16 protein-coding genes are annotated in these 21,407 nt (G+C 60.3%); 7 read left to right on the top strand and 9 right to left on the bottom strand.

All coding sequences use genetic code 11. The features are described from left to right. Window positions 1–171 precede the first annotated feature (171 nt). Entirely contained in the window at window positions 172–756 is a 585-nt protein-coding gene (locus FHW74_RS14050; RefSeq protein WP_183171011.1) for a TetR/AcrR family transcriptional regulator, read from the bottom strand. Between the two features lie 254 nt (window positions 757–1,010). On the opposite strand from FHW74_RS14050, the gene FHW74_RS14045 reads away from it, so the two are divergent. Both FHW74_RS14045 and FHW74_RS14040 read left to right on the top strand, forming a co-directional pair. Next, complete coding sequence (locus FHW74_RS14045; protein ID WP_183171010.1) at window positions 1,011–1,355, top strand: RamA family antibiotic efflux transcriptional regulator; 345 nt, start codon at window positions 1,011–1,013, stop codon at window positions 1,353–1,355. Window positions 1,356–1,421: 66 nt separating this feature from the next. Next, window positions 1,422–1,673 carry a DUF1158 domain-containing protein gene (locus FHW74_RS14040; RefSeq protein WP_183171009.1) on the top strand — a complete coding sequence of 84 codons (252 nt, stop codon included), beginning with the start codon at window positions 1,422–1,424 and terminating at the stop codon, window positions 1,671–1,673. On the opposite strand, the gene FHW74_RS14035 is transcribed toward FHW74_RS14040, so the two are convergent. Beyond that, window positions 1,674–2,714 (bottom strand): LacI family DNA-binding transcriptional regulator, encoded by a 1,041-nt coding sequence (locus FHW74_RS14035; RefSeq protein ID WP_183171008.1) that lies wholly within the window; start codon window positions 2,712–2,714, stop codon window positions 1,674–1,676. 187 nt (window positions 2,715–2,901) lie between these two features. On the opposite strand from FHW74_RS14035, the gene FHW74_RS14030 reads away from it, so the two are divergent. Then, window positions 2,902–5,991: a beta-galactosidase gene (locus FHW74_RS14030; RefSeq protein ID WP_183171007.1), complete on the top strand. Its 3,090-nt coding sequence runs from the start codon at window positions 2,902–2,904 to the stop codon at window positions 5,989–5,991. Between the two features lie 14 nt (window positions 5,992–6,005). Here the strand turns inward: FHW74_RS14030 and FHW74_RS14025 are convergent, their stop codons facing one another. Both FHW74_RS14025 and FHW74_RS14020 read right to left on the bottom strand, forming a co-directional pair. Next, the gene (locus FHW74_RS14025; RefSeq protein WP_183171006.1) at window positions 6,006–7,910 is read right to left on the bottom strand and encodes a methyl-accepting chemotaxis protein; all 1,905 of its coding nucleotides are present in this window, start codon (window positions 7,908–7,910) and stop codon (window positions 6,006–6,008) included. Between the two features lie 265 nt (window positions 7,911–8,175). Next, the gene (locus FHW74_RS14020; protein WP_183171005.1) at window positions 8,176–9,297 is read right to left on the bottom strand and encodes a YbdK family carboxylate-amine ligase; all 1,122 of its coding nucleotides are present in this window, start codon (window positions 9,295–9,297) and stop codon (window positions 8,176–8,178) included. Window positions 9,298–9,502: 205 nt separating this feature from the next. Between FHW74_RS14020 and FHW74_RS14015 the strand changes: the two genes are divergently transcribed. Beyond that, a complete protein-coding gene (locus FHW74_RS14015) occupies window positions 9,503–10,210 on the top strand; it encodes a GNAT family N-acetyltransferase (protein WP_183171004.1) in 708 nt (235 codons plus the stop codon). Between the two features lie 46 nt (window positions 10,211–10,256). Here FHW74_RS14015 and FHW74_RS14010 read toward each other — a convergent pair whose 3' ends face one another. The 5 genes from FHW74_RS14010 to FHW74_RS13990 all read right to left on the bottom strand — a co-directional run bounded on the left by FHW74_RS14010 (window position 10,257) and on the right by FHW74_RS13990 (window position 15,786). Beyond that, entirely contained in the window at window positions 10,257–11,369 is a 1,113-nt protein-coding gene (locus FHW74_RS14010; RefSeq protein ID WP_183171003.1) for a M20 family metallopeptidase, read from the bottom strand. 10 nt (window positions 11,370–11,379) lie between these two features. Then, window positions 11,380–11,847, bottom strand: coding sequence for a YjiG family protein (locus tag FHW74_RS14005; RefSeq protein ID WP_125294621.1), 468 nt, complete (start codon window positions 11,845–11,847; stop codon window positions 11,380–11,382). Continuing rightward, entirely contained in the window at window positions 11,844–12,566 is a 723-nt protein-coding gene (locus tag FHW74_RS14000; RefSeq protein ID WP_183171002.1) for a nucleoside recognition domain-containing protein, read from the bottom strand. The genes FHW74_RS14005 and FHW74_RS14000 overlap by 4 nt, the downstream gene beginning before the upstream one ends. A 198-nt stretch (window positions 12,567–12,764) precedes the next feature. After that, window positions 12,765–13,430, bottom strand: coding sequence for a 4'-phosphopantetheinyl transferase (locus FHW74_RS13995; protein ID WP_183171001.1), 666 nt, complete (start codon window positions 13,428–13,430; stop codon window positions 12,765–12,767). Between the two features lie 103 nt (window positions 13,431–13,533). Then, a complete protein-coding gene (locus FHW74_RS13990) occupies window positions 13,534–15,786 on the bottom strand; it encodes a TonB-dependent siderophore receptor (protein ID WP_183171000.1) in 2,253 nt (750 codons plus the stop codon). A gap of 240 nt (window positions 15,787–16,026) precedes the next feature. Between FHW74_RS13990 and fes the strand changes: the two genes are divergently transcribed. Genes fes through FHW74_RS13975 form a run of 3 tightly spaced genes read left to right on the top strand, consistent with a single transcriptional unit; the run spans window position 16,027 to window position 21,375 of the window. Then, a complete protein-coding gene (gene fes, locus FHW74_RS13985) occupies window positions 16,027–17,256 on the top strand; it encodes an enterochelin esterase (protein WP_183170999.1) in 1,230 nt (409 codons plus the stop codon). A gap of 16 nt (window positions 17,257–17,272) precedes the next feature. Next, entirely contained in the window at window positions 17,273–17,488 is a 216-nt protein-coding gene (locus tag FHW74_RS13980) for an MbtH family NRPS accessory protein (protein ID WP_183170998.1), read from the top strand. Then, window positions 17,485–21,375 (top strand): enterobactin synthase subunit F, encoded by a 3,891-nt coding sequence (locus tag FHW74_RS13975; RefSeq protein WP_183170997.1) that lies wholly within the window; start codon window positions 17,485–17,487, stop codon window positions 21,373–21,375. Before FHW74_RS13980 ends, FHW74_RS13975 begins: the two co-directional genes overlap by 4 nt. Window positions 21,376–21,407: the final 32 nt, after the last annotated feature.

Here is a 21,407-nt window from a genome sequence, read left to right as displayed (position 1 = left end):
CCTGTTACCCATGTGCCCGGTTTAAAGTGTTACCCATGTGACCGGTTCATACACGGCGAGCGCCCCTGACACGTTCGCCGTCACTGAAGCCGCATAGATGAACGTAGTCTGAGCGAACGGAACCCTTCCACCGAACAAAACAGACCACCAGCCATCCCAACCCCCTACCTCTTACAAATCCTGCCTCCCCAGCGCCCGCCACATCGCTTCATAACCAACGGTTTTAAACTCCTCGGTACGCGCCGGTTCGCGGGTGGCGAACTCCATAGTGGTCTCCGCCAGCGCAAAGAAAATGGTATCGCCAAAGCGGCGGAATGGCGGGCTTAAAAACAGCGGCAGAATGGATTTTTCACACATCTGATGCAGTTCAGGATTACTGTCGTTGACCTGCTGCTCGGTTTCTTCGGTGATTTTGTCGCTGATCGCCAACTGGCGCATCGCCTGGTGGGCAACCGGGTGAGCAAGCCCCCAGTCGATCAGCCGGTCCCAGATGTAGCGGGTCAGCCCTTTGCTGTCCGCCGGGCGGTCCGGCTGTTCAAGGATTGAACGGCAGAACTCAATTTTAAGGTGTAGATACAGCGCGTTGAGCAACACGTCCTTGGTAGCGAAATAGCGAAACAGGGTGCCTTCCGCCACGCCCGCGCCGCGGGCAATCATCGCGGTGGAAGCGCCAATGCCAGCGCTGGCGATGGCTTCGGTTGCCGCGTCAAGCAGCGCCATTCTCTTATCTTCACTACGGGGACGAGCCACTAACATTACCCTCCAGTCATCAGGACCACAGATTGAAACACGGAGGCCGCATGGCTGCAAGCCGCCAGAAGGAGTCAAAAACCGGTTGACGCTTTACGCATCGTTTCTATAATGAGTGTTTACTCACTCATTATCAATGTCTGACGTAGGGTTTTCTGTAACCTGTGGGGGATCTCAACTTTTCAGGTAACAAAAGACGGCGTTGTACAGTGAAGTGAGCAGGGGCTAACGTTTGTAACGGCGAGTAAAGGGGAACAGGCATGGAATTACCCGCTCAGGTTATTGAAACCATTACCGGCTGGATTGATGACAATCTGCATAAACCGCTGCGCATTGATGAAATTGCGCGCCACGCGGGTTATTCAAAATGGCATTTGCAGCGGCTCTTTCAGCATCACACCGGCGAAAGTCTCGGGCGCTATATCCGCGAGAAAAAGCTGCGGCTGGCGGCGCAGGACTTACGCAGCACCGACGCGCGCGTGCTGGATATCTCTCTGAAATACGGCTTTGAATCCCAGCAGTCGTTTACCCGGCTGTTTACCCGCAAATTCAATATGTCGCCAGGTCACTATCGCCGTCAGGGCGGCGACAACGCCATCCATTAGCGCCACGGTTTGCAAGGCCCGACAATTTCCCGGACAATGCCCGTTTTAACTCGGGCGTAACATCCAATGAAACATCCACTCGAAACGCTGGTGACCGCAGGCGGTATTTTGCTGCTGGCTTTTCTCTCCTGTCTGCTGCTGCCCGCGCCTGCACTGACGGTGTCGCTGGCAAAACAGTTAATGGACACCTTCCATTTGGTGGATCTGAACCAGCTCTACACCATTATCTTCTGCATCTGGTTTTTACTGTTGGGCGCGCTGGAATATGTGGTTATTCGCTTTATCTGGCGGCGCTGGTTTTCCATCGAACGTATCTAGCTACAATTGACGGGCAAGCGTTTTGATCTGCGCGATCAGCGCATCGCGCGGCGCGGGGATCGATTTCGGCGCAGTGGATTGCCGGACGATCAGCCGCGTCGGCAGGCGATGATGATGACGCGCGGGCTCGGTTAACAGTGCGACGGCGCGCTCGCCCAGCAGGTGGAAATCCTGCGCCACCGTGGTCAGCGCTGGCTGGAAATACTGGCTGTCCGGCGTATCGTCGTAACCGGTGACCGAAATCTCCCGGCGGTCCAGTTGCGCCAGCGCGCTTAATACTCCCAGCGCCATCTGATCGTTCGCCACCACAATCGCCGACAGCGTCGGCTGCTGCGCCAGCATTTCCACGGTGCGGATAAACCCGCTGCCCGCGCTCCAGTCTCCGAATGCGGTAACCGCCTGATGGCCGCCGTTGCGGTGCAGCGCGTCCCGCCAGGCGTGCAGCCGCAGCCGCGCCGAGATGGCGCTCTCCGGCCCGGCTAAGAAGCCAAATTCCCGATGCCCTAAATCCCACAGATGATCGATGATAGCCCGGCAGCCCTGCTGGTGGTCGAACAGCAAGCTGGCGACTTCGCTGTCCGGCGGAACGTCGAGAAACAGGCAGTGGATATCCGGGTTTTCCCGCGCCAGCTGTTCCGCCATCGCGCTCTCCAGCGGCAGGTTGATGATCGCGCCGCCAATGTTCTGCGCCCGGCACTCCGCCAGCGCCGCCTGCAACGCGCCGTAATCCGCCTGATTGAGCATCGCGATCGACACATCCAACCCGCGCGCCTGGGCGTGGGTTTTCACCGACGCGGCGATTTGCGACGGCGCATGCAACGTTAACGACGCGCTGATAAGCCCGATAGCGGGCAGCACTTTCCCGGCCAGTAGTTGGGCGGAGCGGTTCGGCACGTAGTGCAGTTCGCGCATCGCCTTGTGCACCGCGTCCTGGGTATGCGCCGCTACTTTATCCGGGCGGTTCAATACCCGCGAGACGGTTTGTAGGGAGACGCCAGCGGCTCTGGCGACATCATCAAGGGTGGCGACGCGTCGGCTCATGCTGTTTTCCTGCGCGAAATGTCGTGCGTTAACACGAAATGAATGGGGTACGACATTCTACCTGCTTTATCCGCCATTTCTGTGAGGGCTGCCAGAGAGTTGGTGCGCCAGAATTGCTGAAAATGCGCCATTACGCGATAACAATCGCTATATGTAGCGCGTATGACATTTAAGGCGATAAACCCCGATGAACCAGCAACAGCCCACCTTTACTGAGATCCTGGCCCGCCAGGACTGGCAAAACCCCACCATCACTCACCTGAACCGGCTGGACGCGCACCCCGCATTTTCCAGCTGGCGCAGTGTGGAGGCGGCGCGCGATGCCGACGCCAGCACCCGCCGCCAGTCGCTGGACGGCGTCTGGCAATTTCACTACGCCACCCGCCCGCAGGCGGTGGATGCGGCGTGGATTAACGAAGATTTGCCGGACAGCGCGCCGCTTAACGTGCCGTCAAACTGGCAGATGGCGGGTTACGACGCGCCGATTTACACCAATGTGCGTTACCCCATCGATACCCAACCGCCGCGTGTCCCGGAGCATAACCCCACCGGCTGCTATTCGCGCACTTTTACCCTCGACCCGCAGTGGCGGGACAGCGGCCAGACGCGGATTATTTTTGATGGCGTCAATTCGGCGTTTCATTTGTGGTGCAACGGCGTCTGGGTGGGCTATTCCCAGGACAGCCGCCTGCCTGCGGAGTTCGACCTTACGCCGTTGCTCAGGGCGGGCGAAAACCGGTTGTGCGTGATGGTGATACGCTGGAGCGCGGGCACCTGGCTGGAAGATCAGGACATGTGGCGGATGAGCGGCATTTTCCGTTCGGTGTCGCTGCTGAATAAACCCGACTGCCATCTGGCGGATTTGCAGGCCACGCCGCAGCTTGATGACACGTATCGCGACGCGGTGGTCGATGTCGCGCTGCGCTTTGCCGCACCCGCCGCGCAATTGGCGAATTTAACCGTGGAACTCACTCTGTGGGATGGCGACCAGCAGGTGGCGCAACTGCGCGGTAAACCGGGCAGTGCGCCGGTGGACGAGCGCGGCAACTATCCTGAACGCGGCTGTTACCGCCTGCCGGTGCGCGAGCCGAAAAAGTGGAGCGCTGAAACCCCGCACTGCTACCGGCTGGTGGCGGCGCTGTGGCAGGATGGCACGCTGCTGGAAACCGAAGCCTGTGACGTGGGCTTCCGGCGCGTGGAGATCGACAACGGCCTGCTGAAACTGAACGGCAAGCCGCTGCTGATCCGCGGCGTGAACCGTCATGAACATCATCCCGAGCGCGGCCAGGTGGTCACCGAGCAGGATATGATCCAGGACATTCTGCTGATGAAGCAGAACAACTTTAACGCCGTGCGCTGCTCCCACTATCCGAATGTGGCGCGCTGGTATGAACTCTGCACCCGCTACGGCCTGTACGTGGTGGATGAAGCCAATATTGAAACCCACGGCATGGAGCCGATGAACCGCCTGTCAGACGATCCGGCATGGTTCGCGGCCTTCAGCGCCCGCGTCACCCGGATGGTACAGTGCCACCGCAATCATCCCAGCATTATCATCTGGTCGCTGGGCAATGAATCCGGCCACGGCGCGACCCACGATGCGCTGTACCGCTGGGTGAAAACCGCCGATCCGTCGCGTCCTGTGCAGTACGAAGGCGGCGGCGCGGATACCGCCGCCACCGACATTATCTGCCCGATGTATGCCCGCGTTGAACAGGACCAGCCGTTCCCGGCGGTGCCGAAGTGGAGCATCAAAAAATGGCTCAGCCTGCCAGGGGAGCAGCGCCCGCTGATCCTCTGTGAATACGCCCACGCCATGGGCAACAGCCTGGGGAATTTCGCCGCCTACTGGCAGGCGTTTCGCGATTATCCGCGCCTGCAGGGCGGCTTTGTCTGGGACTGGGCCGACCAGGCGATTGTCAAAACTTTCGATGATGGCACCACCGGCTGGGCCTACGGCGGGGATTTCGGCGACAAACCCAACGATCGCCAGTTCTGTATGAACGGCCTGGTGTTCCCGGATCGCACGCCGCATCCGTCGCTGATTGAAGCCAAACACGCCCAGCAGTTCTTCCGGTTTACGCTGGTCAGCCAGCAGCCGTTAACCGTGCGCATCGCCAGCGAATACCTGTTCCGTGATACCGATAACGAAACCCTGGTCTGGCGGGTGGAGAGCGCGGGGCAGGTCGTGGCGCAAGGGGAGAGGGCGCTGGATCTGGCTGCGGAGGCCGATGCGCTGCTGACGCTGACCGATACGCTGGCGCTGCCGGACAACGCCCGTGACCTCTGGCTGCAACTGGAGGTGATCCAACCCAACGCCACGGCCTGGTCGGACGCCGGGCACCGCGTCGCCTGGCAGCAGTTTGCCCTGGCCGCGCCGTTGGTTATCACCCCGCCAACGCCGCGCGGCGCTGCGCCGTCGCTGGTGGTTACTGATGATGCATTCACCGTGCAGTACGGCAATCAGCGCTGGCAGGTTGCGCGCGCCAGCGGGCGGATCGCCCAGTGGGAAATCGGCGGCGAGCCGCAGTTGCTGTCGCCGCTCGCGGAGCAGTTTGTGCGTGCGCCGCTGGATAACGATATCGGCGTCAGCGAAGTCGATCGCATCGATCCCAACGCCTGGGTAGAGCGCTGGAAAAGCGCCGGGTTGTACCATCTTCAGTCCACCTGTATTCGCTGCGAAGCCGAGGCGCGCGCCCATGAGGTGATGATTGAAAGCGTCTGGCACTATCATAACGCGCAGGGCGTGGTGCTGGTGTCGCGCTGGGAGATGCGTTTTGACGACGCCGGGAAACTGCATATCGCGGTGAGCGGCGAACGGGGCGGGGACGTGCCGCCGCTGGCGCGTACCGGGCTGCGTTTCCAGGTGAAACTGCAGTCGGCGCAGGTATCCTGGCTGGGCCTCGGCCCGCATGAAAACTACCCGGACCGTAAAAGCAGCGCGCGGTTTTCCCGCTGGGAATTGCCGGTTGAACAGATGCATACGCCGTATATTTTCCCGACGGAAAACGGCCTGCGCTGCGATACCCGGCAGCTCCAGTGGGGGAAATGGAACGTGGAAGGGGATTTCCATTTCTCACTGCAACCTTACGGAACGGAGCAGCTTACCCGCGTCGACCACTGGCACCGGATGCAGCCGGAAGAGGGCGTGTGGATCACCCTCGACGGGCAGCATATGGGCATCGGCGGCGACGACTCCTGGACGCCGAGCGTACAGCCGCAGTTCCTGCTTGGCGATACCCGCTGGCGCTACGCGGTCACGCTCTGGATGCGTTGATGATGACTATGACGTTACGCCACAAAGCGATCGACTAACTCTGTCATGGCCGCGCTTTGCTGATCCAGGTTCTGGCTTTCGCTGGCGGCCTGGGAAACCAGCGCGGCGTTTTGCTGGGTCACCTGCTCCAGTTGGCTGAGCGCCAGATGCACCTGGGCCACGCCCAGCGATTGTTCCCCGGCGGCGCGGGCTATATCGCTGATGTAATCGCGCATCCGGTCACTTTGCTCGGCAGCAAGCTGCAACGCTTTACCGGAGGCGGTGACCCGATCCACCCCTTCGCCAATCTTCGCCATATTCTCATTTACCAGTTCGCGGATTTGCTGCGCCTGAGTGGCGCAGCGCTGCGACAGGTTACGCACTTCTGTCGCCACGACGGCGAAACCGCGCCCGGATTCCCCGGCGCGCGCCGCTTCCACCGCCGCATTCAGCGCCAGCAGGTTGGTCTGGAACGAAATATCATCAATCGACTTGATGATGCTGGATATCTGCTCGCTGGAGGCGCGGATGGCTTCCATGCTCTGGCTGGCCTGCGCCGCCACGCTATTGGCCTGGCTGACCTCCTGCTGCATGGCGAGGGTCAGTTTTTCGGCTTCGCGGGCGCTGTCTGCCGTCAGGTTGATGGTGGTGGAGATCTGCTCCATGCTGGCGGCGGTTTCCACCAGCGAGGCCGCCTGTTCATCGGTGCGCTGGGCCAGGTTTTGATTGCCATCGGCGATGTTGGCGCTGGCATGGCGCAGTACCGTGGCACCGGATTTAATCTCGCTGACGATATGCTGAATATTCTCGATCGCGTGGTTATAGGCGCGATTGAGTGACGACAGCTCATCGCTGCCGGGCACCGTCAGGCGACGGGTTAAATCGCCCTCCATCTCGGCAATTTCCCGCAGGGTCGACTGCAACTGCCGGTGAATGCTGCGCGCGACAAGCGCGGCAATACTCAGCGCCACGATCAGCGCCAGCAGGCTGACAGCCAGGAAACGCAGCCAGGCGGCGTGCGCCTCATCCGCCAGACGCGCGGCAGTGGCCAGCAAATTAGTGGCCGCAGCGTCTTCCTGCGCTTTTAAGATCTCAATGCGTTGAGTCTGGATGGCAAACCAGGTCGTAGCCTGCACGCCAAACCCGCCGACATCCGCGTTGGCGATAGCCGCATCCCTCAGGGCCAGCGCGTCGGCGGCCTTCGGCTGCGCCAGCGCGGCATCCAGCGCCCGGGCCTGGTCAGGTGTGAGAAAACGCCGCGCCGCCGTCAGCCAGGCTTCCTGTTTACCCACCACATTGCTTAGCCGTTGAAACTGGCCGGGGGCAAACTGGTCGGCGGAAAAAATATTCGACAACAACGCGCGTTCGATTCCGGCCTGCTCTTTGGCATTCAACAGGCTGAAATAACCCGCCAGCTGATTCACTATTTCGCCGGAAGGCGAAAGATGACTGATATCGGAAACAATATTCAATAAGGTGGTGACGCTCTCGGTGTAATTAGCCAGCGCGTGATTAGTTTCAATGGCGATATCGCTGACCTGCTGGCGCAGCGCGCTAAATTGCTGGCGGGTTTGCGCAAAACGCGCCAGCGCGTCGGCGACATGCCCGGAAAGCATATTCCCCTCAAGGCTGGAAAACGCTTTATCAAAACGCGCCAGCGCCTGGTCGGTTAACTGGCGCTGGGCCGCCAGCTCGTCGCGAAATCCCAACCCTTTGGCCCCCAGGTAGCCTGCGCTCATTCCGCGCTCTTTCTGTAATTCGTGGACCACTTCACCCGCGTTGATGGCAAGCTGGGTCAGCGTGGCCATATTTTCCATCTGCTTTTGCGCCGCGACACGCTCGGCAATCCCGGAACCCCCCAGCCACAATAGCGCCAGCACTAATGGCAACAGCGCGATAAATAATTTCATTTTCATCGAAATACGATATATCCATAACATGGAAGTTTCCCTCTTATAATGGCAGGTTGATTTAAGGCTTATCGGAGGGAGAATTTATTTACTTTAGCGCTAATAGCGCAGCTATTGGAAATTCCGTTTGACAGAATATTTTGAATAACTCTTTAGAGTTAATTTGGCGATCCAGATTAATAAAGCATTCATTATTTATCGGTTTGAAAATAATAATTTTCGATAGTGATTACTCATCTTAGAAATAATTTTTGCTTATGCCTGAAAAGGGTATTCCAGGCATAAGACAAAATAATTACAAGGGAGCCGCCCAAATTTCCGTCATGCGCCTGACCATTTCCGACAGTACGCCGCCGTTGGCGATAAACTCGCGCATCAGCGCCGCATCGCTATGGTTGGTACGCACGATTTGCTCGATATCCAGTAGCGCACTTTCGCCGTTCAGTCGCTGGGCGTAAGGCATCAGTATCGGGATATGGCGCAAAATATCCTCAGCGATAGAGGTGTGCTGCCCGGTACAGACGTCGGTTAAGGTGCCCTTCAGGCCGTAGCGGCATGCCTGAAAGCGGTTAAAACGATACAGCAGATAGTCGTCGCGCTGCGGCTTGAACGGACGCTCCTCCAGCAGCCAGTTAGCCAGCGCCTGAAGGAAACCGGCGACATTCACTGCGCGAGTGATGGTCAGCGGCGTATCCATCACCCGCACCTCTACGGTACCGAAGCCAGGGCTGGGACGAATATCCCAGTGCAAATCCTTGATGGATTCAATGATTCGGCTGCGCTCCAGATGGTGATACATGGCTTCGAACTGCTGCCAGTTTTCAACGAACGGCGCGGGGCCGTTATCCGGGAAAGCGGAAAAGATGTTCAGTCGCGAGGAGGCAAACTGGGTGTCGGTACCCTGGATCCACGGCGACGCGGCGCACAGGGCGATCACGTGTGGCACGAAGCGCGATAAACCGTGCAGCAGATAAATCGCGTCGTCGCCGTTGCGACAGCCAATATGAACATGCTGACCAAACACCGTGGCTTGCTGCATCAGGTAACCGAAGCTTTCCAGCGTGCGGGTATAGCGCTCGCTCTTGCAGATCTCCTGGCGCTGCCATTTTTGATACGGGTGCGTCCCGCCGCCGCAAATCGCCAGATGGTGGCGGCCTGCAACGGCAAGAATCACCTGCTGTAGCGCGGAAAACTGACTGCTGGCCTGGTGAATGTCCTTGCACACCCCCGTAGCGATCTCCAGCATGCTTTCGGTGATATCGTGTTTAACTTCCCCCGCGCTAATCTGGCCCGCAATGTCATCAATTAAGGTGCTGGAGTCCTGACTCAAATCCCAGCCCGGCGGCGTAACGATTTGCAGTTCAAGCTCAATACCCAGCGTGTAAGGTTCGGAAGCGGTAAAAGGCGTAAGAGGCATAGTGGCTCACTTTTTTAAGGAGTTAACCTTAAAAAGTATAGCCAGAGGCGGAAATGTTACAGACGAAAGACAAGTCTGAAAAAGCAGCGCTTCAGGGCAGCAGAATGCGAGCGCGGTATTTTTGCGCGCCGGTTGGCCCTTTATTGATTTAACCCTTGTATGATTAATGGCTTCCCTTGCAGCGCTCATTTAACCGGAGAAATCTATGCCCGAAATTAACGCTTATGGTCAGCCGGTCGGCGATGTGGTTCCCGGCTGGCATGGCGCGCAGCCATTGCCCCGCACGCCGCTTCAGGGACGGGTTTGCCGGCTGGAGCCATTGAATGCCGAACGGCACAGCGATGACCTGTTTCTGGCCTACCAGCAGGCGGCGGACGATCGCGACTGGACGTGGCTCGGCGCATCGCGGCCCGATAGCCGCCAGGCGACGTGGCACTGGGTGCAGGGCAAAGTCGCGGATGACAGTCTGATCCCCTGGGCCGTGGTCGAACAGGCCAGCGGCCGGGCGGTGGGCGTGGTGTGCTTTATGCGCATCGATATGGACAACGGCGTGGTGGAAATCGGCCACGTCACCTGGTCGCCGAAAATGAAACGCACCTTGATGAGCACCGAGGCGCAGTGGCTGCTCTTAACGGCGGCGTTTGGCGCGGGCTATCGTCGGGTTGAATGGAAATGCGACTCGCTAAACGCCGCGTCCCGTGCGGCGGCGGAGCGTCTGGGATTTAGCTGGGAGGGCCGCTTTCGTCAGGCGATGGTCAGAAACGGTCGCAACCGGGATACCGACTGGTTATCGATGCTGGACAGCGAATGGCCGCGCATTAACGCCGCGCTAACCCGCTGGCTGGCGGTGGATAACTATGATGCGAACGGCGGGCAGATACAGCGCTTAGGGGCATTACTGGCGGCGGAATGAGAGCAAAAATCCCGTATCCGATTCTACACGGATACGGGAAGAGTAATTACAACATACTGACTACGCGACGCAGCAGGCGGATACGTGGTTCCACCGAAGCGATCTCCAGATATTCGGCAGGGCTGTGGAAGCCCGCGCCGATCGGGCCAAAACCATCCAGCGTCGGAATGCCCAGCGCGGAGGTGTAGTTGGCGTCGCTGCCGCCGCCCACCGCTTTCCAGCTTATCGCCACGCCTTCCTGCTCACCGGCGCGTTCAACGATTTTCATCAGCGCTTCGGTTTTGGCGTTGATCGCCATCGCCGGCTTATGGTTCAGGCGGGTAATGGTGGTGGTAACGCCCTCCATAAAGCCTTTTTCGCACAGGTCGAGCAGCGCGCGGTTGACCCGCTCATCTTCGCTGTTCTCCCAGAAGCGCAGGTCGACTTCCGCTTTCGCCCAGGATGCAACCACATTCGACGCGTCGCCGCCGCTGACTACGCCGACATTGAGCGTGGTGCCGCGTTCCGCATCCGCCAGCGCGTTAATCGCCAGGATACTGTGCGCCAGCGCGGTCACCGCCGAGCGGCCTTTTTCCGGCTCATTACCCGCGTGGGCCGCCACACCGGTAAAGGTGATTTCATAACCCGCCAGCCCTTTACGGGCGTTAACCAGCGAACCGTCAGCCCGTGCCGCTTCGCACACCAGCACGTGGCGCGAACGCTTCGCCAACTCCCCCAGCCACTGGTGAGAATGCACCGAGCCGGTCTCTTCATCCGGGTTCATGGCGACGGCAATCGACAGGCGTTGCAGGTCGTTTTTTTCCATCCCGCGCATCGCCCAAAGAATATTCAGCAGACCGCTCTTCATATCCGACGAGCCCGGGCCGTAAATACGCGTTTCATCCTGGCTCATCGGGCGCTGCGCCACGGTTCCGGCGGGGAACACGGTATCAAGATGGCCGATCAGCAGCACATCAAAATGGGTGGCGTGAGGCTTGTTGGTTACCAGCACGCCCGGACCTACCGCGCTACCGAGATCGACTTTCTCGCACTGCCAGCCCTCTTTTGCCCACAGCGACGCCAGAATATCCGCCACCTGTGCCACGCCCTCTGTAGTCCCGGTGCCACAGTCAACGTTAACCAACTGACGCAGCTCGTCAGTCCATAATTTCAAATCCATTTGTCTCTCCTTAAATAATCACGCGCATAAGCAGCATGGCGATAAATGCGTTGACCACAGAAATTGCGATCATCAACGGAATACGTTTGGCGCGGGTGCCAATCACACCGAGAATGCGCCCGAGATATTGCACCTGCGAGCCCATTAAATAAATAGCCGGGGCGAGGATCGCCAGATGCTCGCCGGTAATAATCCCCTTTTCAAACAAACCGATGGCGACGCCGATCCCGCCGCCCATCGACATCCAGCCGCCAATCAGTACCGCGGCGGCCTCGCCCGGCAGGCCGAACAGCCCCATCAGCGGAGCGAACACCATGCCCAGCCCTTTAAGCGCGCCGGTGATTTCCAGCGCTTTGATGATGATAAAAGCCATCACAACGTTAGGCAGCGTGCTGGAAGTGGCGATGCCCCAGCCCTTGCGCGCGCCCTCTACAAATACATCGGTGATCACCGGTTTGGCATTTCCCTGCGCACTCATGATGCTTCTCCCTGGGTATCCAGACGCTGTTGGGCTTTGTTATCGCTGACTTTGAGGATCAGGCGCAGAATATTTGCCCCAACGATTTTCATAATAAACATCACCGCCACGCAGGCGCCGATGGAAGCGGGGACTGCCGTGGTGCCGTCGGCGGCCACCAGGGTAAACAGCACCGCGCCGGAGGAGAAAAAGTTGGTGATCATCGCCCCCGCAGAGAACTGGAACATGGCGAAAATGTCCTTTTCGCTCTCGGTGATTTGGCCTTCATCGGCCAGATTGCGGGTTAACGACGCGCCAACATCGGTGCTTTGCAGGCTACCGATCAGCGCCAGCCCGGCGGTGCCGGGGATGCCCAACAGCGGGCGCAGCAGCGGGGTAAGCAGCCGCCTTGCGGCCCGTAGCGCGCCGTAGTGCTCCAGCACGTTAATCATGCCCAGGGCGAACATCACGGCGGGGATCAGGCCCAGCGCGAACAGAAAGCCGTCCATCGCGCCGTTGCCGCCGGTGCCGCGAAACGCACTGGTCGCGGTCACCAGCTCATCGCCATTCAGGCTGACTTTGCTGACGACCTTACCGAATGCGCCATTCAGAGTGGTGAAATCAAACACCCCATACCACTCTTTCCCTCCCAACAATCCTGAAAAGAACACCGCCGCGAACGCCAGCGCGATATACGCGCCAATGCCCGGACGGTTGTCCTGCGTATCGAACTTATCCATTTCATTTTCCTTGTGATGACACGCGAACGCCTCGCCGTCGTATCATTACCGTCTGGTCATCAGGAAAACTTGACGATAGTCATGTTTGTTGTGCGGTTATTGGGGGGGGTGTCGGTTCTGTGAGGCGGCGCATTTCAGATAACGCATTCGAATATCTGGTTTTTTCACTTGAAAGTCATGTTTTACGCCAGGGCGACGCTACAGGTCGGCGAGGGTAATGATGCCATCGCCAAACGGCATCCAGGCGAGGGTAAAGCGCGCCCCCATCGGAAAAGGTCCCAGTGAGCAACTGAGTTCCAGCGTGATTGACTCAGACGCCAGCGCAACAATCTGCGCGCAATCAAATCCAAACCAGGTTTGCACGGCGGGGAACAGCGCCTTGAACAGGCTTTCTTTAGCGGAAAAGAGCTGGCTGAACGCCAGGTGAAAGGGAACGGACGTCGCCTGAAGCCGCGCCCGCTCATCGCCGAACAGTACCCCGTCGGCCAGTTTTTGCGCATCGTTATCGGTAAGTAGCGGCTGGTAATCAATCCCCAAACTGGAAAAACGCTCGCCGGTCGGTTTCACCGCCGCCAGCGCCAGGTGACCCGCATGGCTAATGCTGCCGGTAAAGCCTGACGGCCACAGCGGCTCGCGGTGCGCGCCAATCCCCGGCGGCGTGGCGGGGCCGCCCGCATGGCGCAACGCGTAGACCGCCGCCATCCGCCCGGCGAGATGCTCTGCTTTGCGCGACATCACCGCCCGGGCCAGCATCGGGTGATGCGGCAGCCACAGCAGATCCTGCGGGGCAAAGCTGTCCGGCGCGAAGCGCAGGCAAAACAGCGTGCGCTGGTTTAACGATAGCGTAGTGAGTTCGGTGTTCATCGGGGCCCGGCGCGGTAGAGGGGGAATTTACTGTTACACAACCGGGGCTTGCCCGCCAATAAAAAAGGGGAACCGCAGTTCCCCTTGTGGTGAGAAAGCCAAATCAGAAGTGGGTGTTCACACTCACGAAGTAAGTGCGGCCCGGTTCGTTATAGGTTTGTGCACCCGCGCCATACATCCAGGAGTTGGTGTTGGCGTTGCCGGTGGTCTGGGCGTTGCCCGCGCGCCACTGGCGTTTATCGAACACGTTATCGATACCGGCGGTGAAGCTGACGTTTTTCGTGGCATCCCAGGTACCGCTCAGGCCGACGATGCTGTAAGGACTCACTTCCTTCGTTTCAGGATAGCCCACACGCTGGCCCTTGTAGTTGTACATCTTCGGCTTCTGACGGCCATACCAGGTCAAGGTGCTTTGCAGGGAGATATCCTGGCGAACCTGCCAGCTCAGCGTGGAGTTCAACGTAAATTCCGGGATGATCGACAAACGATCGCCGGTCGTTTTGTTCTTGCTCTCCAGCATCCAGGTCATGTTGTTGCTCCACTGAACGGTGTCGGTCACCGGCACGTTCAGCGTTCCTTCCAGCCCTTCAACCACGGCTTTCGGCACGTTTTCCCACTGGTAGATATCGGTAGTGGTGCGGCCGTTACGGGTGGAACCAATCGGCGCATAGCCCGCTTCAATCTTGTCGCGGTAGTCGTTGCGGAACCAGGTCACGCCCGCCAGCCAGCCTTCGTGTTTGTACTCAAGGCCAATCTCTTTGTTGATGCTGGTTTCGGCATCCAGATTGTCATTACCCATCATGTAGCAGCCGCCCGCGCTGGCGTAACAGCCCTGGCCACGGCTGTACAGGATGTAGTTCGGGTTGGTCTGGTACAGGCTTGGCGCTTTATAGGCGCGAGCGATGCCCATCTTCAGGGTGATGTCATCGGTCAGACCCTGGGACAGGTTCAGCGCCGGGCTCCAGTTGTCGCCCACGATGGAGTGATGATCGAAACGCAGCCCCGGCGTCAGTATGGTGCTATCGGTCAGTTCCATATTGTTTTCGGCGAACAGCGAGAAGATTTCCGCGCTGGAGTACGGGTTGCGGTTGGTGCTGTCGACGCCCGGGATCGGGCCGCCTTCAATCAGCGACTGCACGTTGGACGAGCGGTCCTTCATGCGCTGTTGAGTCCATTCGGTGCCCAGCGTCAGCGTCTGGTTAACCAGCACGTCGAGCGGCAGGTTAACTTCGCTGTGCAGGGTAACATCGCTTAAATCGATGTCGGATTTCAACGCGTCAGAGAAAATCCCTTCGGTGCCGCCTGCCAGGCCTTCGTTAGTGCGCGAGTTGCGCGTTTTTTCGTACTGCGCCCAGGTGCTGGAGGTCACGCCGTTATCCCAGCCGCCGTTCCAGGTAAGGGAGTAGTCCTGGCGATAGAGGCGGTTGGTCTCTTTGCCGTAGTTGCTCTTCACCAGCGCGTTGCTGTTGGTGTTCTGGGTATCGCCCGCGTACAGGTTGCCCTGGCGGCCATAGCCGGCTTCAAATTCCAGCGACTGCATTGGCGCGAATTCCCAGCGCAGCTGGCCATTAACGTCTTTGTTTTCAACGCCTTCGCGCCCGGCAGGCAGAGTGTCGGCATAGGTGCCGGTACGCTCGGACTGATGGCCTTCGTTGATGTTCCACGCATCGGCCTGGGTTTTATCCAGGTTGCCGTACAGGCGGAAGCTGACGCTGTCGCCCAGCGGGCCGGTCAGGCTGAAGTTGGTGCGTTTGGTGGAGCCTTCGTCTTTGTGCTCCGGCGCGTTCAGGTAGGTATCCCAGGTGCCGTGCCACTCGTTGCTGCTGCGTTTGGTGATGATATTCACCACCCCGCCCGCCGCGCCGTCGCCGTAACGCGCCGCCGCCGGGCCGCGCAGTACTTCGATGCGCTCGATCATTTCTGGCGGCACCCAGCCGGTATCGCCACGGGTGTCACGCTCGCCGCGCCAGCCCAGACGCACCGAGTTGCGGCTGCTGACCGGTTTGCCATCGATCAGGATCAGGGTGTTTTCCGGGCCCATGCCGCGAATATCAATCTGGCGATTGTTGCCGCGCTGGCCGCTGGTGGAGTTGCCGGTGAGGTTAACGCCCGGCATGGTACGGATGATTTCCGACACATCTCGCGCCGGCGGGTTTTTACGGATCTCTTCCGCGGTGATGGTCGACACGCCCGGCGCCTGCAAATTTTGCTCGGCGGCGGTAACGACCATGGTGTCTTCGTGTGTTTGCGCGCCATCTTCTGAGGAAGGGGTTTCGGCAGCCAGAACCGGCATAGCCGCGCCGTAAATCCCCAGATTGATTAACATGGCGAGGGAGTAGTGGATTTTCTTATTCATTTTTTTGCCTGCTTTTCTCTGCTGCGTCTCGCTTTTTCCGTGCCAGGGGCGGATAGCAGCATGATGTCGTCTAACAAATTTTTGGCGCACCAAGGGTGACTGCCAGGTAAACGCCAGTGAGTGAACAAAAACAACGGGATAATGCGCGCCAATACGCTATTGCAAATACGAATAATTATCAATAATATTATCAAACATTTCTTACGGTAATTTTTTAATGCCATATAATTCATAAGGTTGATGGTTTTGATGGTGCGCGAAACAGGAAGTGAGGCGTGGTGGCAAGCACGCCAGCGGCAGGGCATTCCCTGCATTGAGCCGTTGGGAAAGGGCAAATGTCGAGTCACCTTCTGGTGGCGCGATCCGGCTGGCGATGAGCGGCATTCCGCGGTACAGCGGGTATGGCTGAATATCACCGGTGTCACGGACCATCACCAGCGGGCGCGTCCGGTGACGCTCACGCGCCATCCCGGCACCGATGCCTGGCACTACCAACTTGAACTCACCGATAGCTGGCGCGGCAGCTACTGCCTGATCCCGTCAACCGCGACGGATGATTTCCCGCCGGAAGCCTTCACTGACGATATTCCTTCCCCGATGGCGCTGCGCGCAGGCTGGCGCAAGCTGTTCCCGCAGGCGCAGGCCGACCCGTTTAATCCTCGCCAGTGGCGTGGCGGGCGCGGCCACCCGGTGTGCGCGCTGGAGATGCCGCGCGCGCCGCAGCAGCCCGGCTGGGATGCGCCGGATACGCCGTATCAGCCGCCGCTGTGCATTGACTGGCAGAGTAAAAAACTCGCCAACACCCGCAAGATCTGGGTGTTTGCCACCGGGGAAGAGAATGGCGGCAATCGCCCGCTAGCGCTGCTGCTCGACGGCCAGTTCTGGGCGCAAAGCATGCCGGTGTGGCCCGCGCTGCAATCCCTGACCGATCGAGGCCTGTTACCGCCAGCGGTGTACCTGCTGATCGACGCCATTGACACCGCCCATCGCGGCGCAGAATTGCCCTGTAACCTCGCGTTCTGGCAGGCGGTGCAGGACGAATTACTGCCGCAAGTTCAACACATCGCCCCGTGGCGCGACGACCCGTCTACCACCGTGGTGGCGGGCCAGAGTTTTGGCGGGCTTTCTTCCCTGTACGCAGGCCTTAACTGGCCGGAGCGTTTCGGTTGCGTGCTGAGCCAGTCGGGCTCGTACTGGTGGCCGGGGCGCGAAACCCAGCAGGGCTGGCTGATTTCGCAGCTTGAACAGGGCACGCTGGGCCAGGCGGCGCTGCGAATTTTCCTCGAAGCGGGCAAGCGCGAGCCGGTGATCCATCAGGCCAACTTACGGCTCTGTTCTGTGCTACAACGCACCCAACAGCAGCTGTTCTGGCGCGAAGTCGACGGCGGTCACGACGCGCTGTGCTGGCGCGGCGGCTTAACGGAAGGGCTGATTACCTTATGGGGCGACAAAGTGCTTGCCGCGCGTTGAATTTCAGGAGTTTGTTATGGAATACACCCATCCCTTCGATGATCCGCAGGGGCATTTTTATCTGTTAAAGAATCAGCTCGGGCAGCTCAGCCTGTGGCCGCAAGCCTGCGCGTTACCTGCCGGTTGGGCCATCGTCGCGTCGCCGCGCCCGCACGCTGAATGCGTTGCCTGGCTGGAACAGCGCGGCGGCGACTTGCATCCCGCCGCGTATGCCAGGGGAGTCGAAGCATGAAAATCCCTGCCGTGACGTTACCGCTGATTGCCGCCCAGCCGGGAATTTGGGTGGCAGACGCCCTGAGCCAGCAGCCCGCCGCCTGGAGTGTGGCGCACTATATCGAACTCAACGGCGAGCTGGACGCGCCGCTGCTGGCGCAAGCCATCGTCGCTGGCATGAGCGAGGCCGACACTTTGCGGATGCGGTTTGCCGAAATCGATGGCGAACCGCGCCAGTGGGTGGATGAGACGATAACCTTCCCCCAGCCTGACTGCGTTGATTTACGCCATCACGCCGATCCGGCACAGGCCGCGCGGGCGTTGATGCATCAGGATTTACAGCAGGATCTGCGCCGCTCGGCGGGGAAAGCGCCCTGGCATCATCAACTTTTGCGCCTGAGCGACACCCGCTGGTTCTGGTATCAGCGTTACCATCATTTGCTGGTGGATGGCTTCAGCTTTACCGCCATTACCCGCCGGATCGCCGATATCTATCGCGCCTGGCGCGCAGGCCAGACGCCGGACGCGTCGCCCTTTACGCCGTTTAGCGAGGTGGTGGAGGAGTACCAGCAATACCAGGCTTCCGCGTCGTGCGAAAAAGACCGCGCTTTCTGGGCCGAACAGCTTGCCCGCTTGCCGGAGCCCGCCACGCTGTCGGATGAGCCGCTCACCACCCGCGAGCCCTCCGCGCAGTTGATTCGCCGCAGTGTGCAGTTTGACAACAGCCAGATTCAGGCGCTGCTGGCGCAGGCCCCTGGCATCAATCCTGCCGACATCGCTTTTGCGCTGGTTTCCCTGTGGATTGGCCGCCTGAGCGGGCGCAACGACTTCGCCGCCGGGGTGATTTTTATGCGCCGCATGGGTTCGGCGGCGCTGTGCGCTACCGGCCCGGTGCTGAACGTATTGCCGCTGGCGGTGCGCATCCCGCCTGCCGGAACCCTGCCGGAACTGGCCGCCAGCCTGGCGCGCCAGATGAAAAGCGCGCGTCGCCATCAGCGCTATGACGCCGAGCAGATCCTGCGCGACGCCGGGCGCGTCACGCAACTGACGCCGCTGTACGGCACGGTATTCAACTTCAAAATGTTCGACTACCGGCTGGACGTCGGCGGCATCAACGGCATTACTCACCAGTTGGCGTCGGGCCCGGTCAACGATATCGAACTGGCGCTATATCAGGACGAACAGGGCGCGCTGGGGCTGGAAGTGCTGGCGAATGCGCAACGCTATGACGACGCGGCCCTGGAGCGGCATATCGCCCGTCTGCCGCTGCTGCTGCGCCAGTTCGCGGCTAACCCGCAACTGGCCTGCTGTGAAGCCGATGTGGTGCATCCCCATGAAGCGCAACTGATTGAACGTATCAACGACACCGGCATGATGCTGCCTGCCGATACGCTGACGGCGGCGATTATCCGTCAGGCGCTGAAAACCCCCGAAGCGCCTGCCTTAGCGGATGATAACTACCAGTTCAGCTACCGGGAAATGCGCCAGCAGGTGCACGCTCTGGCGGTGGAATTACGGGCGCAGGGCGTTAAGCCTGGCGACGTGGTGGCAGTGGCACTGCCTCGTTCGGTGTTTTTATCACTGGCATTGCAGGCGATTGTCGAGATCGGCGCGGCCTGGCTGCCGCTGGATACCGGCTATCCCGACGACCGTTTACAGATGATGCTGGAAGACGCCAGGCCGCGCCGGGTGATCACCAGCGGCGCGCTGGAAGCGCGTTTTGCCGGGCTGACCACCCGGCCGCTGATGATTTACGACGCGCCGCTGGCGGAAGCTACCGCGCCCGCGCTGGATCTCTCGCGCCCGGCGCACACCGCGTATGTCATTTTCACCTCCGGCTCGACGGGGCGTCCAAAGGGCGTGATGGTCGGCCAGGCCGCTATCGTTAACCGCCTGTGGTGGATGCAGCATCACTATCCGATAGCGGCGGGCGATGTGGTATTGCAGAAAACCCCGTGCAGTTTTGACGTCTCGGTGTGGGAGTTTTTCTGGCCGTTTATGGTGGGCGCGCAGCTGGTGATGGCTCCGCCCGAGGCGCACCGCGATCCGCAGGCGTTGCAGGCGCTGTTTGCCCGCTGGAGCGTCACGACCACCCATTTTGTGCCGTCGATGCTGGCGGCGTTCGTTGGCGCGTTAACCAGCCCGCAGGCCATCGCCCGGTGCCGCTCGCTGCGCCAGGTGTTCTGTAGCGGCGAGGCTCTGCCGACCGAACTGTGCCGTCAGTGGGAAAGCCTGACCGGCGTGGCGCTGCACAATCTGTATGGCCCCACCGAGGCCGCCGTGGACGTGAGCTGGTACCCGGCTTACGGCGAGGCGCTGGCGGCGGTGAAAGGCAACAGCGTGCCGATTGGCTACCCGGTATGGAATACCGGCTTACGGGTACTGGATGGGGCGATGCGCCCGGTGCCGCCCGGCGTGGCGGGGGATTTGTACCTGACCGGCGTACAACTGGCGCAGGGTTATCTGGGCCGCGCGGATCTCACCGCCAGCCGCTTTATCGCCGACCCGTTCGTCCCTGGCGAGCGGATGTACCGCACCGGCGACGTGGCGCGTTATCTGGCTGATGGGGCGATTGAATATCTGGGCCGCAGCGATTTTCAGCTTAAACTGCGCGGCCAGCGCATTGAGCTGGGGGATATCGATAGCGCGCTGATGTCGCTGGGGGATATCGCCCATGCGGTGACCCACGCCTGCGTGTTGAACCAGGCGGCAGCCAGTGAAGGCGACGCCCGCCAGCTGGTGGGCTATGTGGTATCGGCAAGCGGATTGCCGCTGGACACCGACGCCCTGTGTCACCAGTTGCAGACCTTGCTGCCTGCCCATATGGTGCCGGTGATGGTGATCCAACTGGCGGAAATGCCGCTCAGCGCCAACGGTAAGCTGGATCGCAAAGCGTTGCCGCTGCCGGAACTGACCCACGCCGCAACGGGCCGCGCGCCGCAATCCGTACTGGAACAGACTATCGCCGGGGCGTTTGCCCGGCTGCTGAACTGCGAAGTTTGCCACGTGAGCGCCGATTTCTTTGCCCTGGGCGGGCATTCGCTGCTGGCGATGCGCCTGGCGGCGGATCTGCGCGAGACGCTGGGCATCGACGTTACGGTAGGGCAGGTGATGGAAGCCTCGACGGTGGAAAAACTGGCGGCGCGCCTGAGCGCCCCGGACAGTGCTGCGCAGGAGGCGGGTTTCGGCGCGCTGCTGCCGCTGCGTGACGGTACCGGGCCGCGCCTGTTCTGCTTCCATCCCGCATCCGGCTTCGCCTGGCAATTCAGCGTGCTGCAACGCTATCTGGGCCCGCAGTGGGCGATTACCGGCATTCAGTCGCCGCGCCCGGATGGCCCGATGGCCAGCGCGCGGGATTTCGACCATCTGTGCGAAATGCAGTTTGCCGAACTGCGCCGCGCCCAGCCTCGCGGGCCTTACTATCTGCTGGGCTACTCGCTGGGGGGCACCCTGGCGCAAAACCTGGCGGCGCGTCTCGAAGCGGCGGGCGAGCAGGTGGCCTGGCTGGGCTTGCTCGACACCTGGCCGCCGGAAACCCAAAACTGGGCGCAGAAGGGCGACCAGCCTGACCCGGAAGTGCTGGCGGAAATTGAGCGCGAGCGTGAAGCCTTTATCGCCGCCCAGCGTGGGCAGGGCAGCGAGCGGTTGTTTACTACCATCGAAGGGAACTACGCGGACGCCATCCGGCTGCTGACCTCGGCCCATACGCTGCCCTATAGCGGGCCGACCACCCTGTTTGTGGCCGAAAAAACCGTGCCCAACGGCATGAACGCCACTGATGCCTGGTCAAACTGGCTTGGTCAAATGACGGTGTATTCGCTGGATTGCGCCCATGTGGAGGTCGTGTCGCCAATGGTGTTTGAGGAGATAGGGCCGGAAATCGCGCGGGCGTTAAACCACGGCTAAAACGGTATCCCTCTCCCCGTAAGAGGAGAGGG

The organism is Atlantibacter sp. RC6 (genome assembly GCF_014193285.1).
Lineage (GTDB): Bacteria > Pseudomonadota > Gammaproteobacteria > Enterobacterales > Enterobacteriaceae > Atlantibacter.
This window is presented reverse-complemented; position numbering and strand designations above follow the sequence as displayed.